Annotated in this window: 12 protein-coding genes; 9 read left to right on the top strand and 3 right to left on the bottom strand. The window is 72.0% G+C overall.

Going from position 1 to position 14,557, the window contains the following annotated elements:
- Nucleotides 1-84: 84 nt before the first annotated feature.
- The 5 genes from AB0H71_RS29580 to gatB all read left to right on the top strand — a co-directional run bounded on the left by AB0H71_RS29580 (nucleotide 85) and on the right by gatB (nucleotide 5,501).
- Nucleotides 85-972, top strand: a complete 888-nt coding sequence (locus AB0H71_RS29580; protein ID WP_357027306.1) for a serine hydrolase — start codon at nucleotides 85-87, stop codon at nucleotides 970-972.
- A 67-nt stretch (nucleotides 973-1,039) separates the two neighbouring features.
- The gene (locus AB0H71_RS29575; protein WP_357027304.1) at nucleotides 1,040-2,074 is read left to right on the top strand and encodes an ATP-dependent 6-phosphofructokinase; all 1,035 of its coding nucleotides are present in this window, start codon (nucleotides 1,040-1,042) and stop codon (nucleotides 2,072-2,074) included.
- 64 nt (nucleotides 2,075-2,138) lie between these two features.
- The gene (locus tag AB0H71_RS29570) at nucleotides 2,139-2,582 is read left to right on the top strand and encodes a hypothetical protein (RefSeq protein ID WP_357027302.1); all 444 of its coding nucleotides are present in this window, start codon (nucleotides 2,139-2,141) and stop codon (nucleotides 2,580-2,582) included.
- A 23-nt stretch (nucleotides 2,583-2,605) separates the two neighbouring features.
- The gene (locus AB0H71_RS29565) at nucleotides 2,606-3,976 is read left to right on the top strand and encodes an alpha/beta hydrolase (protein WP_357027300.1); all 1,371 of its coding nucleotides are present in this window, start codon (nucleotides 2,606-2,608) and stop codon (nucleotides 3,974-3,976) included.
- 19 nt (nucleotides 3,977-3,995) lie between these two features.
- Entirely contained in the window at nucleotides 3,996-5,501 is a 1,506-nt protein-coding gene (gatB, locus tag AB0H71_RS29560) for an Asp-tRNA(Asn)/Glu-tRNA(Gln) amidotransferase subunit GatB (RefSeq protein WP_357027298.1), read from the top strand.
- Nucleotides 5,502-5,557: 56 nt separating this feature from the next.
- On the opposite strand, the gene AB0H71_RS29555 is transcribed toward gatB, so the two are convergent.
- On the bottom strand, nucleotides 5,558-6,661 hold the full coding sequence (locus tag AB0H71_RS29555) for a PQQ-dependent sugar dehydrogenase (protein ID WP_357027296.1): 1,104 nt from the start codon (nucleotides 6,659-6,661) through the stop codon (nucleotides 5,558-5,560).
- Between the two features lie 109 nt (nucleotides 6,662-6,770).
- On the opposite strand from AB0H71_RS29555, the gene AB0H71_RS29550 reads away from it, so the two are divergent.
- The gene (locus AB0H71_RS29550) at nucleotides 6,771-7,643 is read left to right on the top strand and encodes a DoxX family protein (RefSeq protein ID WP_357027294.1); all 873 of its coding nucleotides are present in this window, start codon (nucleotides 6,771-6,773) and stop codon (nucleotides 7,641-7,643) included.
- A gap of 299 nt (nucleotides 7,644-7,942) precedes the next feature.
- On the opposite strand, the gene ilvD is transcribed toward AB0H71_RS29550, so the two are convergent.
- Together ilvD and AB0H71_RS29540 are read right to left on the bottom strand one after the other, a co-directional pair.
- Complete coding sequence (ilvD, locus tag AB0H71_RS29545) at nucleotides 7,943-9,784, bottom strand: dihydroxy-acid dehydratase (protein ID WP_357027292.1); 1,842 nt, start codon at nucleotides 9,782-9,784, stop codon at nucleotides 7,943-7,945.
- Nucleotides 9,785-10,037: 253 nt separating this feature from the next.
- Nucleotides 10,038-10,727 (bottom strand): PH domain-containing protein, encoded by a 690-nt coding sequence (locus tag AB0H71_RS29540; protein ID WP_357027290.1) that lies wholly within the window; start codon nucleotides 10,725-10,727, stop codon nucleotides 10,038-10,040.
- 283 nt (nucleotides 10,728-11,010) lie between these two features.
- Here AB0H71_RS29540 and AB0H71_RS29535 point away from each other — a divergent pair, with 283 nt between their 5' ends.
- From AB0H71_RS29535 to ilvC, 3 genes are read left to right on the top strand one after another with little or no spacing between them, the layout of a single operon-like run.
- Nucleotides 11,011-12,936 (top strand): acetolactate synthase large subunit, encoded by a 1,926-nt coding sequence (locus tag AB0H71_RS29535; RefSeq protein WP_357027288.1) that lies wholly within the window; start codon nucleotides 11,011-11,013, stop codon nucleotides 12,934-12,936.
- Entirely contained in the window at nucleotides 12,933-13,436 is a 504-nt protein-coding gene (ilvN, locus tag AB0H71_RS29530) for an acetolactate synthase small subunit (RefSeq protein ID WP_233019828.1), read from the top strand. Before AB0H71_RS29535 ends, ilvN begins: the two co-directional genes overlap by 4 nt.
- Before the next feature lie 57 nt (nucleotides 13,437-13,493).
- Entirely contained in the window at nucleotides 13,494-14,507 is a 1,014-nt protein-coding gene (ilvC, locus tag AB0H71_RS29525; protein ID WP_357027285.1) for a ketol-acid reductoisomerase, read from the top strand.
- The last annotated feature ends 50 nt before the right edge of the window (nucleotides 14,508-14,557 follow it).

The following is a 14,557-nucleotide window of genomic DNA, read 5'->3' as shown; positions in this document are numbered from 1 at the left end:
AGACCCGGCCGCCGATAGATGCGGCGCGCCGGGCGTCGACACAGTACGTTGTGCGGAAGTTTCGCAACGAGAATGTGTCGAGGAATGTCTGCTGATCGATCCGGCCGTGTCCGCGCGGTCATCGGCTGCGCCGTGTTCGCGGCGGCCGCCCTGCTCACCTCGTGCGCGACCGGTACGAACATCTCCGGGACCGACGAGACCACCATCACCGAGGCCGCGGCCCGCACCGAGCAGCACGACCTGTCGTACGCGCTGCCCGGCACGCTGGCCGCGGACTTCGCCGAACTCCAGGCGAGCACCGGCGGCGCGATCGGGCTGGCGGCCATGCCGGTCGGCGGCACCTCGGCGCTCAGCTTCGGCACCTGGAGCACCGGCCCGGCCTGGTCGACCATGAAGGTCCCGCTGGTGCTGGCCGCGCAGCGCAAGGCGCCGGGCACCAATACCTACGCCGCCACCGCCGCCATCACCGAGTCCGACAACACCGCGGCGGACGCGCTCTGGCAGTCGCTCGGCTCCGGGCCGGAGGCGGCCGCCGCGGTCGAGGCGGTGCTGCGCGAGGGCGGCGACACCACCACCAGGGTGCCCGCCACCCGCCCGCGCGCCGAGCACTCGGCCTTCGGCCAGGCCGAGTGGAGCCTGGCCGACCAGGTGAAGTTCGCCGCCAAGCTGCCCTGCCTGAGCGGCGCGGCCGGTGTCACCGCGCTGATGGCCGAGATCGTGCCCGCGCACCGGTGGGGGATGGGCAGCATCGCCGGCGCCGACTTCAAGGGCGGCTGGGGCCCCGACCCCGACGGCGACTACCTGGTACGCCAGTTCGGCCTGGTGGACGGCGCGTCCGGGCAGATCGCGGTGGCCTTCGCCGCCAAGCCGGACTCCGGCGCCTTCAGCGACGGCATGCTCACGCTGAACCGGATGGCCACGGTGCTCGCGGCGCACCTGAAGGAGCTGCCCAGCGGCAAATGCAGGCGCTGACACACGTTACCCAGGGTTCACGGGGGCGGGGCGGCAGCGGATGACGCTGCGGGGCAAGATGAACGCCATGCGCATCGGAGTCTTGACCGGAGGCGGGGACTGTCCGGGACTGAACGCCGTGATCCGAGCCGTCGTTCGCACCGCGAACGGCCGCTACGGGGACGCGGTCGTCGGCTTCCAGGACGGCTGGCGCGGGCTATTGGAGGACCGCAAGATCGTCATCCAGAACGACGACCGCACCGACCGGCTGCTCACCAAGGGCGGCACCATCCTCGGCACCGCCCGCACCAACCCCGACGTGCTGCTCGCCGGGCTCGGGCAGATCAGGCGGACCCTGGACGACAACGGCATCGAGGCGCTCATCCCGATCGGCGGCGAGGGCACGCTGACCGCCGCCAGCTGGCTCGCCGACGAGGGCGTCCCGGTGGTCGGGGTGCCGAAGACCATCGACAACGACATCGACTGCACCGACGTCACCTTCGGCCACGACACCGCGCTCTCCATCGCCACCGAGGCCATCGACCGGCTGCACACCACCGCGGAATCGCACCAGCGCGTCATGCTGGTCGAGGTCATGGGCAGGCACGCGGGCTGGATCGCGGTGAACGCGGGGATGGCCGCCGGCGCGCACCTCACCCTGGTCCCGGAGGAGCCGTTCGACGTGGCCGAGGTCTGCGCCCTGATCAAGCGCCGCTTCCAGCGCGGCGACAAGCACTTCATCTGCGTGGTCGCCGAGGGCTCGCACCCGGCCGAGGACTCCGGCTTCGCGCTGCGCGAGGGCGGCATCGACGAGTTCGGGCACGAGCGCTTCACCGGCGTGGCGCAGCAGCTCGGCGCCGAGATCGAGCGGCGCATCGGCAAGGAGGTGCGCACCACCGTGCTCGGCCACGTGCAGCGCGGCGGCAGCCCGACGCCGTACGACCGGGTGCTCGCCACCCGCTTCGGGCTGCACGCCGCCGAGGCGGTGCACGCGGGCCGATTCGGCCAGATGGTGGCGCTGCGCGGCACCGCCATCGACCTGGTGCCGCTGGCCGAGGCGACCAAGCAGCTCAAGCGGGTTCCGGCCGATCGCTACCGGGAGGCCGAGGCCTTCTTCGGCTGAGCGCCCAGGGGGCTTGGCGCACCGGGGGCTGCGCGCGGCCGCCGCTGCCGTTAGCCTGTCCGCCATGGTCGATCTGCGTGTGGACGAACTTCCGGCGGCGGCCGCGGCGGTGCTGCGGCGCCGCGCCAAGGCCGACGGACGCTCGCCGGAGCAGCACGTCCGCCAGGAGCTGCTGGCGCTGGCGCGCCGCCGGGCCCCGATCGACGCGGTGGTGGAGTTCCGCGCCGAGCGCGGCGCCCCCGAGCCCAGCCTCGCCGAGCCGGACGCCGTCGCGCTGTGGAGCGAGTACGACCTGCCCACCGCGGTGGTCGCGGTCTTCGCCCGCAGGGCCGAGGCGGCCGGGCTTCCGCTCGGCGAGTACGTCCGGCAGGAGCTGATCGGCGTCGCCCGGCGCGGCACCGTCGCCGACGCGCTGCTGGAGTTCGCCGAGGTGCAGGAGCGCGACCCGTCGCTGCGGATGGACATGGACGAGATCGCCGCCTCGATCGCGTACGCGCGCGGGCTCTGACGGTCGTCGGGTATGACTGGAGCATGCGTGATCGGCGGCTGCTCCCGATAGTTCTGCTCGCGATCCTCGCCCTGGTGGCCGGGTGCTCCGGCGAGCAGGCGCCCGCCGACCCGGTGGCCGGGGAGTGGCACGGCTCGATCGAGGTGCCGGGGCAGCCGCTGCCCATCGGGGTCACCTTCGCCGACGGCGGCGGCACCATCGACATTCCGGTGCAGGGCGTCCAGGACGCGCCGCTCACCGACGTGACCACCGGCACCGAGAACGTCGGGTTCAAGCTCCAGGACATCCCGGGCGATCCGGTGTTCGAGGGCCGCTACGCCGATGACCGGATCACCGGCGACTTCACCCAGGCCGGGCAGCGCTTCCCGCTGAACCTGGAGCGCGGCGCGCTCGCGCCGCCCGCCCGGCCGCAGGAGCCCAAGCCGCCCTTCCCGTACCGCTCCGAGGACGTCACCTACCCGAGCGGCGACATCACCGTCGCGGGCACCCTGACGCTGCCGGACGGCCCCGGCCCGTTCGCCGCCGTGCAGCTGATCACCGGCAGCGGGCCGCAGGACCGGAACGAAGAGCTCATGGGGCACAAGGTCTTCCTGGTCATCGCCGATGCCCTCACCCGCGCCGGGTACGCCGTGCTGCGCACCGACGACCGCGGCGTCGGCGGCACCGGCGGCGATCTGAACGCCGCCACCTACGACGTGCTCGCCGGGGACATCGCCGCCGGTACCGCCTTCCTGCGCGGCCGCTCCGAGATCGATCCGGGCCGGGTGGGGCTCTTCGGGCACAGCGAGGGCGGGTACCTCGCGCCGCTGGCCGCGTCGAAGCAGGGCGACCAGATCGACTTTCTCGTGCTCATGGCCGGGCCGTCGGTGCCGGGGCGGGACGTGCTGATCGAGCAGAACGGGCTGCTGCTCACCGCGGCGGGCGCCACCCCGGAGGAGGCGCGGGCGCAGCAGGAGTACGTCGCGGAGTGGTCGGCGCTGCTCGCCGCCGGTGACCTCGCCGGGGCGCGGGCCGCCACCGAGCGGCAGGAGGCGTCGCTGCCGCCGGAGCAGCGCAGCACCCCGGCCGTGCTCGACGCCCAGGAGTCGCCGGTGATGCGGGCCTTCCTCGGCTACGACCCGGCGCCCGCGCTGCGCGCCGTCCGGGTGCCGACGCTGGCCGTCTTCGGCGGCAAGGACCTGCAGGTGCCGCCGGCGCAGAGCGAACAGCCCATGCGCGACCTGCTCGCGGGCGCGCCCGACCCCGAGGTGCACACCTTCCCCGGGCTGAACCACCTGCTGCAGCCCGCGAACACCGGCTCGCCCTCGGAGTACGCGACCATCGAGACCACCATCGATCCGGCCGCGCTCACCTTCATGACCGACTGGCTGACCACCCGGATTCCGCCGCGCTGAGCTTATTTAGACTGGGCGCATGAGCGCACCCACGGTCGATCTGCTGGACTACGCCGACGTCCTCTCCCGCTTCGAGCCGGTGCTCGGCATGGAGGTCCACGTCGAGTTGTCCACCGCGACCAAGATGTTCTGCGGCTGCCCCACCGAGTTCGGCGCCGAGCCGAACACCCAGGTGTGCCCGGTGTGCCTCGGGCTGCCCGGCGCGCTGCCGGTGGTGAACCAGCGGGCGGTGGAGTCGGCCATTCGCATCGGGCTCGCGCTGAACTGCACCATCACGCCGTGGGGGCGGTTCGCCAGGAAGAACTACTTCTACCCGGACCAGCCGAAGAACTACCAGATCAGCCAGTACGACGAGCCGATCGCGCAGCACGGCTACCTGGACGTGCTGCTGGACGACGGCAGCACCTTCCGGGTCGATATCGAGCGCGCGCACATGGAGGAGGACACCGGCAAGTCGCTGCACGTCGGCGGCGCCACCGGGCGGATCCACGGCGCCAGCCACTCGCTGCTCGACTACAACCGGGCCGGGGTGCCGCTCATCGAGATCGTCACCAAGCCGATCACCGGGGCCGGGGAGCGCGCCCCCGAGGTGGCGCGGGCCTACGTCACCGCGCTGCGCGATCTGCTGAAGTCGCTCGACGTCTCCGATGTGCGGATGGACCAGGGCTCGCTGCGCTGCGACGCCAATGTCTCGCTCATGCCGATCGGCGCCGCCGTCTTCGGCACCCGCACCGAGACCAAGAACGTCAACTCGCTGCGCAGCGTCGAGGTCGCGGTGCGCTACGAGATGCGCAGGCAGGCCGCGGTGCTCACCGGCGGCGGTGAGATCGTGCAGGAGACCAGGCACTTCCTGGAGGCCGATGGCTCCACCTCGCCGGGGCGGCGCAAGGAGACCGCCGAGGACTACCGCTACTTCCCGGAGCCGGATCTGGAGCCGATCGCGCCGGACGCCGACTGGGTCGAGCGGCTGCGCGGCACCATCCCGGAGTACCCGTGGCTGCGCCGGGCCCGCATCCAGTCCGACTGGGGGCTCGCCGACGAGGTCATGCGCGACCTGGTGAACGCGGGCGCGCTCGACCTGATCATCGCCACCGTCGACGCCGGCGCCCCGGTCAACGAGGCGCGCTCCTGGTGGGTTGCCTACCTCACCGAGAAGGCCAAGGAGCGCGGGGTCGCGCTGGACGAGCTGCCCATCACCCCGGCCCAGGTGGCCGCCGTGATCGGGCTGGTCGAGGCGAAGACGGTGAACAACAAGGTGGCCAAGCAGGTCGTCGACCTCGTGCTCGACGGGGAGGGCGAGCCCGCCGCCATCGTCGAGGCGAAGGGGCTCGGCATGGTCAGCGACGAGAGCGCGCTGCAGGCCGAGGTGGACAGGGCGCTCGCCGCCAACCCGGATATCGCCGACAAGATCCGCTCCGGGAAGGTGCAGGCGGCGGGCAAGATCGTCGGCGACGTCATGAAGGCGACGCGCGGCCAGGCCGATGCCGCCCGAGTCCGCGAACTCGTCCTAGCCGCCTGCGCCTGAGCGGGGGCGGAACGGGGGTCCGGGGGCTTGGCCCCCGGGAAACCCCCCTTTCGGACCTAGTCCGGGCCACCTCCACCACCGGCGGGCGGCGGAATCCGGACGACCCGGTCGTCGTTCGGCCCCGGCTGCCCGCCGTCCTTATTCACGGTCCCGACCCACACGGCACCGTCGGGCCCCGGCGTGGCCCCGTTCAACCGCCCGTACTTGTCCTGGACGAAGATCGTCGGCGCCGTCGTCACGGCTCGCGAGGCGGGATCGGCGGCGACCAGCGCCAGCGCCCTGGCCTCGCTGAGCGCCACCGCGACCCCGTCGGCGGTGGTCGCGCACCCCCCGACCCCGGGCCGATCCGGCCAGGTCCACGCGGTGATCGCGACATTGTCCGGCCCGACCCGCTGCAACCGGTCCTCGGTGGCGGTGCGGTCGGTGATCCACACTCCGTCCACCGCGTCCCGGCACACATCGCCCGCGGTGCCGATCCCGGCGAGCACCGTCTCCGGCCGCACCCCGCCCCCGGAGCGCGGGTCGGTGATGCTCAGCAGCTTGCCGGCGAGCGTGCCCGGCGCCTGCGCGGCCCCCGGATTGCCGGCGTCGCCGGTGAGCACGAGCAACTTCTCCGGCGTCACGAACTCCAGCGCGCCGTGGTTGCCGGTGGCCCCCTTCGGAATCCCGGTCAGGATCTCCTTGGGCGGCCCACCGGCCGCGATCCGCACCACCCGGTTGTCCGACCCGGTGGTGATGTAGGCGTAGATCAGCCCGTCCTCCCGGTAGGTGGGGGAGAGCGCGAGGTCGTTGAGCCCGCCGTCACCGGAGCCGTCCACGTCGATCCGGGCGATCTCCACTGCGGGCTGCTCCGGCACCACCTTGAGAATGCGCCCGGTGCGCCGCTCCGCCACCAGCGCGCCGTCGCCTACGGCGACCAGCCCCGCCGTGGGGTCGAGGCAGGTCGCGACGACCGCCGGGTCCGGGTCGATGCAGGGCCCGGTCGGCCGCTGCGTCGAGGACGGAGCTTGCGGCTCGCTCGGGCCGATCTGGGCGCCGCCGAAGGTCGGCTCCGGGGTGAACGGGCTGGACGCGGAGTCGTCGAAGCGGGCGCATCCGGCGAGCACGGTCGAAGCGAGCACCAGGCCGAGCGCCACCCGGCCGACGGCAACCACAGTCATGGATCAGACGTTACGGAAGAACTTCCCGGCACGCCGCCCCACCCCCGAACCGGACACACCGCGGGGAACCATGGTGCGCGTCGCCCGATCCGGCCTAGGGTGGACGGTTGTGACGGAGAAGTCGAAGGGCGCACCGGATTCCGGTGACGCCGGCCGGTCGCCCACAGGCCCCATCCCGCAGACCGGCGCCGTCGGCAATGTCGGCAGCCCCATGGACCAGCACGTGACGCAGGAGTTCGCCCGCCCGAACCTGGGCAAGGAGGTCCCGCGCACCGACGAGGAGCTCGGGCTCGACCCGGACGACCTGCCGAACGCCGAGGCCCGCACCGAGGTGCTGCCCACCACCGCGCCGCAGCAGCCCGTGGACGATGCCGCGACCTACTCGTACGCCAGCATCCCGCCCGCCGCCAACGGCCCGGCCGATCCGGACCGGCTGCGCCGCAACCGCACCGGGTACGACCGGCGCGGCACCCTGGACTTCGGGCTCTTCGTGCTGCGCCTAGTGGTCGGCGCGACCTTCGTCTACCACGGGGTGCAGAAGGCGTTCGGCTGGTTCCACGGCCCCGGCTTCGACGGCACCAGGGACTTCCTGGAGCAGGGCGGCTGGGATCACGCCGGGGTGGCCGCGCCGCTGCTCATCGCCGGGGAGATCGGCGGTGGCCTGCTGCTCGTGCTCGGCCTGGCGACGCCGCTCGCAGCGGGCGCCGTGCTCGCCGTGATCCTCGACGCCTGGGCCTTCAAGCAGGGCATGTACCCCGGCTTCCAGTACAAGGCCGGGCCCGGCGCGGTCGAGCTGGAGAGCATTCTCGCGGGCACCGCCGTCGCGGTGCTGCTCACCGGCCCCGGCCGCTGGTCCCTCGATCGCGGCCGCGGCTGGGCCGTCCGCCCCGGCTGGGGCTCGCTCCTCGTTCTGCTCGTCGCCATCGCCGCAGCGGCTGTGACCTGGTGGTACCTGCACGGCGGCAACCCGCTCGCGGTCTGACCCGCCGCGCGGGGATCGCGCACGCGGCGATGGGTCGGCCGAGCTCCCGGTGCCGGACCCGCTCGCGCGAGCGGAGCGCAGCGTGGACACGGCCGCTCACGCGGAACCGTCGCGTCGGTGTGCCCGCGGAGGTCGGCTCGTCCGCGGCGACACCATCATCGCTCTCTGCGGGTCCCGCGCAGGGCGGGGCCGACGCCCCGCACGCGGTGCGTGGGCGCACACCGTGCCCGGCGGCACCGGCCGCACACCCGCACACCGCGCAAAATCGGCGCCCCACCGAGGGGGCGCCGATTCCGTGCTCACGGCACGCGCCGGACCGCACCCTTGTCCGCCGAGGTCGCCAGCGCCGCATAGGCGCGCAACGCCGTGGTCACCGGGCGCACCCGGTCCACCGGCTGCCACGGCCGCTCCGCCGCCTCCATCTTGGCCCGCCGCTCGGCCAGCACCGCATCCTCGACCAGCACCTCCAGCGTCCGGGTGGCGACATCGATGCGCACCCGGTCCCCGTTCCGCACCAGCCCGATCACGCCGCCGCTCGCCGCCTCCGGCGAGATGTGCCCGATGGAGAGCCCGGAGGTGCCGCCGGAGAACCGCCCGTCGGTGATCAGCGCGCACTTCTTGCCGAGCCCGGCGCCCTTGAGGAACGCCGTGGGGTGCAGCATCTCCTGCATCCCGGGCCCGCCGGCGGGCCCCTCGTAGCGGACCACGAGCACGTCCCCCGCCTGGATCTGCTTCCCGAGGATCAGCGACACCGCCTCCTCCTGCGACTCGACCACCACGGCGGGCCCCTCGAAGGAGAAGAGATCCTCGTCGATACCCGCCGTCTTGAGGATCGCCCCGTCCGGCGCGATATTGCCGCGCAGCACCACCAGCCCGCCCTCCACGGTGTAGGCGTGCTCGAGATCGCGGATGCAGCCACCGGCGGCGTCGGTATCCAGCGACGACCAGCGGTTGCCGGTGGAGAACGGCTCGGTGGTGCGCACCCCGCCCGGCGCCGCGTGGAAGAGCTCGAGCGCCTCGGCCGACGCCTTCCCGGAGCGGATGTCCCAGGTGTCGAGCCACTCGTCGAAGCTCGCGGTGTGCACGGTGGAGACGTTCTCGTGCAGCAGCCCGGCCCGGCGCAGCTCGCCGAGAATGGCCGGGATGCCGCCGGCCCGGTGCACGTCCTCCATGTGGTAATCGGAGTTCGGCGAGACCTTGGCGAGGCACGGCACCCGGCGGCTGATCTCGTCGATGGTGCCGAGATCGAAGTCGATCTCGCCCTCCTGCGCGGCGGCGAGCGTGTGCAGCACGGTGTTGGTGGAGCCGCCCATGGCGACGTCCAGCGCCATGGCATTGCGGAAGGCGTCGGCATTGGCGACGCTGCGCGGCAGCACCGACCCGTCGTCGTCGCGGTACCAGCGGGTCGCGATATCGACCACCACGGTGCCCGCCCGCTCGAAGAGCGCCCGGCGGGCGGCGTGCGTGGCGAGCGTGGAGCCGTTGCCGGGCAGCGCGAGCCCGAGCGCCTCGGTGAGGCAGTTCATGGAGTTGGCGGTGAACATGCCGGAGCAGGAGCCGCAGGTCGGGCAGGCGCTGCGCTCGACCTCGCTCAGCCCCTCCTCGGAGACGGCGGCGTTGGCGCTCGCCGAGATGGCGGTGATCAGGTCGGTCGGCGCCTGCGCGACCCCGCCGACCACCACCGCCTTGCCGGCCTCCATCGGCCCGCCGGAGACGAAGACCGTCGGGATGTTCAGCCGCATGGCGGCGTTCAGCATGCCCGGCGTGATCTTGTCGCAGTTCGAGATGCAGACCAGCGCGTCGGCGGTGTGCGCGTTCACCATGTACTCCACCGAGTCCGCGATGATCTCGCGGCTGGGCAGCGAGTAGAGCATGCCGCCGTGGCCCATGGCGATGCCGTCGTCCACCGCGATGGTGTGGAATTCGCGCGGGACGCCCCCCGCCGCCCGCACCGACGCGGCCACGATCTCGCCGACGTCCTTGAGGTGCACGTGGCCGGGCACGAACTGGGTGTACGAGTTCGCGATGGCGACGATCGGCTTCCCGAAGTCGGAGTCGGTCATCCCGGTCGCCCGCCAGAGCGCGCGGGCGCCCGCGGCATTACGGCCGACGGTGGTGGTGCGGGAACGAAGCGGTGGCATGGGCGTCCTCGTCTGATCGCGGGCTGGAGCGGCCGCGGCCAACCGGTCGGGGTGAACACGACGGCAGCGGCTGCGGCGTCTCAACGGTACTCGCGCGGGTCGACGCGATGGGAGCCGGGATCGACGCTGGTGGAACGGGTCCCGGGCGGGTCAGCGGCCGGGGGTCGCGGCGCGCCGCCTGTGGGTCGCGGGATTACCCGCGGCCTTGTCGGCGGTCAACGCCGGCGCCGCCGCGATTGTTCCGCGGCGCGCGTCACTCGCCTTCCGCCCGGGGCGCGTCGTCGGCCGCCGCGGCGCGCTCGGCCGCCGACTGCTCCCGGATCGCCTCCTCGGCCTGCGCGAAGACATCCGGGAGCCGCCCGCCGGAGGCGGCGATCAGCTCGCGCAGCCGGTCGTACCCCACCGCGGGCAGCCTGACCTCGGACTCGTCGGTGAGCCGCGCCCGCACGAACCCGCGCTTCGGCAGCCGCACCCCCGCCACCCGCGACCACGCCACCGACCGGGAGGTGAAGACCGTGCGCAGCTCCAGCCCCTCCGGCGTCACCGTGGTCCGGGTGCGTTCCACCCAGACCAGCACGAGCACCGGGAGCAGCAGCAGCCACCAGAGCCCGGCGGGCCAGCCGACGAAGGCGAAGAAGACGCAGAACGTGAGCACGAGCACGCCGATGTAGGCCAGCTGCGGCACCCGGATCACTCGGACCCCCGGCTCGACGCCGTGCGGCGAGCGCGGCCAGAGCAGCCAGCTCAGCACCCCGATCAGAGGGATCACCCCCCAGCGCAGCCACTGCGGCCAGTCCAGCGCGAACGCCACCGCGAGGAACACCAGGTAGAGCACCGGCACCGCGACCGCCGCGATCCGCCGCCAGCGCCCACCCGTGGCGGATCCCGCCGCGGCGATGTGGGACGATGCAGGTGGTGGCACGGACTGATGCGGTGATGACACCCCCCCATCCTCGCATTCGGCCGAGCGGACTCGAGCAACCACTGTGCTCCCACATAATGGGACCGCGAGGGTCGGCTGTTTGACTCGACGGTTCACGCGCGCTTAACGTCGAAGGCGTGAATCCAATCGAGCTTCTCGTACTCGGCCGGCGCGTCCAGCGTTGAGCACGACTTCCTAGTCGATTACGACAGCTCGCGTTGCGACGCGCCACCCTCGAACAGCCATGCTGATCGGGGGCTTTTTTGTGTTCGGGGTTCAAGACCACAAGCAGTGAGGAAAGACGGTGAGCGCACCTACCGCCAGGCCCGGGCCCTCGGCCCGCAAGCCTGCGCCTTCGGCCACTTCGCAGACCCCCGTCGCGACTGCAGCCGCGACGACGCGTCGCCAGCTCCCGCCCGAGCGGGTCACCGGCGCGCAGTCCGTCGTGCGGTCGCTCGAGGAGCTTGAGGTCGACACGGTATTCGGCATTCCCGGCGGCGCGATCCTTCCCGTCTACGACCCGCTCTTCGACTCCACCCGGGTGCGGCACGTGCTGGTCAGGCACGAGCAGGGCGCGGGCCACGCCGCCACCGGCTACGCCCAGGCCACCGGCAAGGTCGGCGTCTGTATGGCGACCTCCGGCCCCGGCGCCACCAACCTGGTGACCCCGATCGCCGACGCCCAGATGGACTCGGTGCCGATCGTCGCCATCACCGGCCAGGTCGGGCGCGGGCTGATCGGCACCGACGCCTTCCAGGAGGCCGACATCTCCGGCATCACCATGCCGGTGACCAAGCACAACTTCCTGATCACCGACGGCGTCGACATCCCCCGGATCATGGCCGAGGCGTTCTACCTGGCCGCCTCCGGCCGCCCCGGCGCGGTGCTGGTCGACATCCCGAAGGACGTGCTGCAGGCGCAGACCACCTTCACCTGGCCGCCGGAGCTGCGGCTGCCCGGGTACCGCCCGGTCACCAAGCCGCACGGCAAGCAGGTGCGCGAGGCGGCCAGGATGATCCTGGAGGCCAAGCGCCCGACGCTCTACGTCGGCGGCGGCGTGATCAAGGCCGAGGCCTCGGACAAGCTGCTGGAGCTGGCCGAGCTGACCGGCATCCCGGTGGTCACCACGCTGATGGCGCGCGGCGCCTTCCCGGACTCGCACACCCTGAACATGGGGATGCCCGGCATGCACGGCACCGTCGGGGCGGTGGCCGCGCTGCAGAAGTCGGACCTGCTGATCGTGCTCGGCGCCCGCTTCGACGACCGGGTCACCGGCCAGCTCGACTCCTTCGCGCCGAACGCCAAGGTCATCCACGCCGACATCGACCCGGCCGAGATCGGCAAGAACCGCCACGCCGACGTGCCGATCGTCGGTGACTGCCGCGAGGTGATCGCCGAGCTGATCGAGACGCTCAAGGCCGACCCGGCCGCCGCCGGCACCCCGCTGCTCGACCTCGCCGAGTGGTGGACCTACCTGGGCGGCATCCGCGACAACTACCCGCTGGGCTGGACCCCGCCGAGCGACGGCTCGCTCGCCCCCGAGTTCGTCATCGACGCCCTCGGCAAGCTCGCCGGGCCGGACGCGATCTACTGCGCCGGCGTCGGCCAGCACCAGATGTGGGCCGCGCAGTTCATCAAGTACGAGAAGCCGCGCACCTGGCTGAACTCCGGTGGCCTCGGCACCATGGGCTACGCCGTCCCGGCGGCCATGGGCGCCAAGATGGGCGCGCCGGAGAAGGAGGTCTGGGCGGTCGACGGCGACGGCTGCTTCCAGATGACCAACCAGGAGCTCGCCACCTGCGCGGTGGAGGGCGTGCCGATCAAGGTCGCGCTGATCAACAACGGCAACCTCGGCATGGTCAGGCAGTGGCAGACGCTCTTCTACCAGGAGCGCTACTCCAATACCGACCTCGGCACGCACACCCTGCGCATCCCGGACTTCGTCAAGCTGGCCGAGGCGCTCGGCTGCCACGGCATCCGGGTGGAGCGGGAAGAGGACGTGGAGGCCGCGATCCGCGAGGCGCAGTCCATCAACGACCGGCCGGTGGTGATCGATTTCATCGTCGGCAAGGACGCCCAGGTCTGGCCGATGGTCGCCGCGGGCACCAGCAACGACGAGATCATGGCGGCCCGCGGGATCCGCCCGCTCTTCGACGAGGACGAGCAGGCCGCCGAGCCCGCCGTGATCCACGAGGCGCTGACCCACGGCCAGAACGGACAGGAACAGTGAGCACCACCCACACGCTGAGCGTTCTGGTCGAGGACAAGCCGGGCGTGCTCGCGCGGGTCGCGAGCCTGTTCTCCCGGCGCGGCTTCAATATCGAGTCGCTCGCCGTCGGCGCCACCGAGGTGCCGGAGATCTCCCGGATGACGATCGTCGTCACCGTCGAGGACCTGCCGCTCGAGCAGGTCACCAAGCAGCTCAACAAGCTGGTGAACGTCATCAAGATCGTGGAGCAGGACCCCGATGCCTCGGTGGCCCGCGAACTGATCCTGGTGAAGGTGCGCGCCGATGCCAGCGTGCGGACCCAGGTGATCGAGGCGGTCACGCTGTTCCGCGCCAAGGTCATCGACGTCTCGCCGGACGCGCTGACCGTGGAGGCGACCGGGACCAGGTCCAAGCTCGACGCGCTGCTGCGCATGCTGGAGCCGTACGGCATCCGCGAGATCGTGCAGTCCGGTGTGGTCGCGCTCGGGCGCGGTCCGAAGTCCATCACCGCGACCCGCTAGTTCACAATCGTTCCCCGCCGCGCGGGGACTCACCGTTTCAGAAGGGACGAAACCACAGTGGCAGTCGAACTGTTCTACGACGACGACGCCGATCTCTCGATCATCCAGGGCCGGAAGGTCGCGGTCATCGGGTACGGCAGCCAGGGCCACGCGCACTCGCTGAGCCTGCGCGACTCCGGCGTCGATGTCCGGGTCGGGCTCGCCGAGGGCTCGAAGTCGCGGCCGAAGGCCGAGGAGGCCGGGCTCACCGTCGGCACCCCCGCCGAGGTGTCGGAGTGGGCCGACGTCATCATGGTGCTCGCCCCCGACACCGCGCAGGCGTCGATCTTCACCAACGACATCGAGCCGAACCTCAAGGACGGCGACGCGCTGTTCTTCGGCCACGGCCTGAACATCCACTTCGGGCTGATCAAGGCCCCGGCCTTCATCACCGTCGCCATGGTCGCCCCCAAGGGCCCCGGCCACCTGGTGCGCCGCCAGTTCGTCGACGGCAAGGGCGTGCCCGCGCTCATCGCCGTCGACCAGGACCCGAAGGGCGAGGGCCAGGCGCTGGCGCTCTCCTACGCCGCCGCCATCGGCGGCGCGCGGGCCGGCGTCATCAAGACCACGTTCAAGGAGGAGACCGAGACCGATCTCTTCGGTGAGCAGGCCGTGCTCTGCGGCGGCACCGAGGAGCTGGTCAAGACCGGTTTCGAGGTCATGGTCGAGGCCGGCTACGCGCCGGAGATGGCCTACTTCGAGGTGCTGCACGAGCTGAAGCTGATCGTCGACCTCATGTACGAGGGCGGCATCGCGCGGATGAACTACTCGGTCTCCGACACCGCCGAGTTCGGTGGCTACCTCTCCGGCCCGCGGGTGATCGACGCCGACACCAAGAAGCGGATGCAGGACATCCTCAAGGACATCCAGGACGGCACCTTCGTCAAGCGCCTCGTCGCCAATGTCGAGGGCGGCAACAAGGAGCTCGAGGGGCTGCGCAAGCAGAACGCCGAGCACCCGATCGAGGTCACCGGCGCCAAGCTGCGCGGGCTGATGAGCTGGGTCGACCGGCCGATCACCGAGACCGCCTGATTTTTCCTACGCACAGGGCCCGGTCGCTGCGGCGACCGGGCCCTGTGTCG

It is taken from the genome of Nocardia sp. NPDC050697 (assembly GCF_040654395.1).
Taxonomy (GTDB): domain Bacteria; phylum Actinomycetota; class Actinomycetes; order Mycobacteriales; family Mycobacteriaceae; genus Nocardia.
The sequence above is the reverse complement of the archived record's forward strand: the minus strand, read 5'-3'. Positions and strand labels throughout refer to the sequence as shown.

Excerpts from the sequence above, each read along its gene's own strand:
- AB0H71_RS29580 (WP_357027306.1), top strand. The coding sequence starts at position 85 with ATGTCTGCTGATCGATCCGGCCGTGTCCGCGCGGTCATCGGCTGCGCC.
- gatB (WP_357027298.1), top strand. The coding sequence starts at position 3,996 with ATGAGCGCACCCACGGTCGATCTGCTGGACTACGCCGACGTCCTCTCC.
- AB0H71_RS29565 (WP_357027300.1), top strand. The coding sequence starts at position 2,606 with ATGCGTGATCGGCGGCTGCTCCCGATAGTTCTGCTCGCGATCCTCGCC.
- AB0H71_RS29555 (WP_357027296.1), bottom strand. The coding sequence starts at position 6,661 with ATGACTGTGGTTGCCGTCGGCCGGGTGGCGCTCGGCCTGGTGCTCGCT.
- AB0H71_RS29570 (WP_357027302.1), top strand. The coding sequence starts at position 2,139 with ATGGTCGATCTGCGTGTGGACGAACTTCCGGCGGCGGCCGCGGCGGTG.
- AB0H71_RS29575 (WP_357027304.1), top strand. The coding sequence starts at position 1,040 with ATGCGCATCGGAGTCTTGACCGGAGGCGGGGACTGTCCGGGACTGAAC.
- ilvD (WP_357027292.1), bottom strand. The coding sequence starts at position 9,784 with ATGCCACCGCTTCGTTCCCGCACCACCACCGTCGGCCGTAATGCCGCG.